Raw genomic sequence first — 1,653 nt, 5'->3', positions numbered from 1 at the left:
GGGTCGCGGTTGGCGGCGAGCAGCGCGATCTGGACGAACTCGCCGGCCGGGATCGTGGTGCCCGCGATGGTCACCGGCTCGGTCGTGCGGCGTAGCGAGGCGACGCTGAACGGGCTCTCGTAGCGCAGGACTTCCTCGATCGCGCCGGGAAGTAGCTCCGGATTCGCACGCAGCGCCGCGAGTTGCTCGGTGTGGCAGAGCAGCGCGTGGATGCCGTTCGCGATCAGGTTGACGGTGCTCTGGTGGCCGGCGATCGCGAGCAGGAACGCCATCGAGGTGATCTCGGCCTCGGTCAGCCGGTCGCCGTCCGCCTGGGCGGCGAGCAGTTCGGAGATCAGGTCGTCGCCCGGGTGGGTGCGCTTGTGGTCGACCAGGGCGCGCAGGTAGTCCGCCATGCCTTCGGCGGTCTCCACCGAGACCTCGCCGTCCGCCCCGCCGTCGTCCTCCGGGCCGGCATCGACCGCGTTGCCCCGGACTTGGAGGTTCTCCCGTTCGGCCTGCGGCGCGCCGAACAGCTCGAAGACCACCGCGAGTGGCAGCGGCAGCGCGAACTCGCTGATCAGCTCGGCCGAGTCGAGCCCGTCCAGCTGGTCCAGCAGTGCGCCGACGTGGCGCTCGACCATCGGTCGTAGGGTCGCCACCTGCCGCCCGGTGTAAGCCTGTTGGACCAGCTTGCGAAGTCGGGTGTGTTCCGGGGGGTCGGAGTTGAGCATATGCGTCATCAGGTCGCGGCCCGGGCCGCCCTCGGAGTTCCCGACGTGTTGGGCGAACGCCTCGGTGACGGCCTTCTTGCTCAGCCGGGGGTCGGCGAGGGCGGTCCGGCACTCGGCGTGGCCCGTGACGACCCAGCCTTCGAGTCCGGCCGCGCCGCCGAACCGGACCTTGCGGGCGCCGCCCTCGGTGCGCCAGCGGCGGTACGCGGCGTGCGGGTCGGCGTAGAACCGGCCGTCGGCGAACTCCGATTCGGTAGCGCCGTGTTCGGTGTGCATGTGATCAGTGTGCATCGCGTGCCTTCAGGACGCGGACCTCGCTGACGCCGAGCAGACCGAGCAGTGGCACCTTGGCGGTCCGCTGCTCGGGGTCGACGACCAGGCCGGCTGCCCGGATCTGGTCCAGCAGCAGTTCGGCGAGCGGCATCACCATGTGCCGGCCCCAGCAGCGTTCGGAGGAGTGCCCGAACGGCAGGTAGCCGGGAGTGCTGTCCGGGTCGAGGTGGTCCCAGCGCTCCGGGCGGAACTCGTCCGGGTCCTCCCATAGCGCCGGGTCGCGATGTGAGAGCAGCGGCAGGACGAGGATGTCGTCGCCCGCGCCGATCCGCGGATCGAGCGCGGGGTACTCGGGCGATGCGCGGCGCAGGATGTTCCACGACGGCGGCAGCAGGCGCAGTGACTCGAAGATGATGTTCCGGTTCGGCGTGCTGTCGTCGAACGGCGAGCCGAGCCAGAGCGCGTTCGCGACCAGGGTGGAGATGGTGAAGCAGACGGGTGCGGCGGCTCGGCGGTACATGCCCAGCGCGTACCGGCGGTCCTGGTAGTTGGCCGCCTTCGCGGTGAGCTTGCCGAGTTCGGTGAGGTCGTCGCCGGGCTTGGGCCTACCGGGCAGTGCGGCGCCGGCCGAGATCACCAACCAGGTGAGCAGCGGCGTCAGTTCGAG

General features: G+C 70.7%; 2 protein-coding genes. Both read right to left on the bottom strand.

The window, feature by feature from the left end:
* Nucleotides 1-989 (bottom strand): cytochrome P450 (locus ACFU7Y_RS43795; RefSeq protein ID WP_380772035.1); only part of this gene is annotated, 989 nt, incomplete at its 3' end.
* Between the two features lie 4 nt (nucleotides 990-993).
* Nucleotides 994-1,653, bottom strand: a 660-nt coding sequence (locus tag ACFU7Y_RS43790) for a cytochrome P450 (protein ID WP_380772033.1), incomplete at its 5' end; no start/stop codon positions are given.

The organism is Kitasatospora sp. NPDC057542, assembly GCF_042801945.1.
Taxonomy (GTDB): domain Bacteria; phylum Actinomycetota; class Actinomycetes; order Streptomycetales; family Streptomycetaceae; genus Kitasatospora.
The sequence above is the reverse complement of the archived record's forward strand: the minus strand, read 5'-3'. Positions and strand labels throughout refer to the sequence as shown.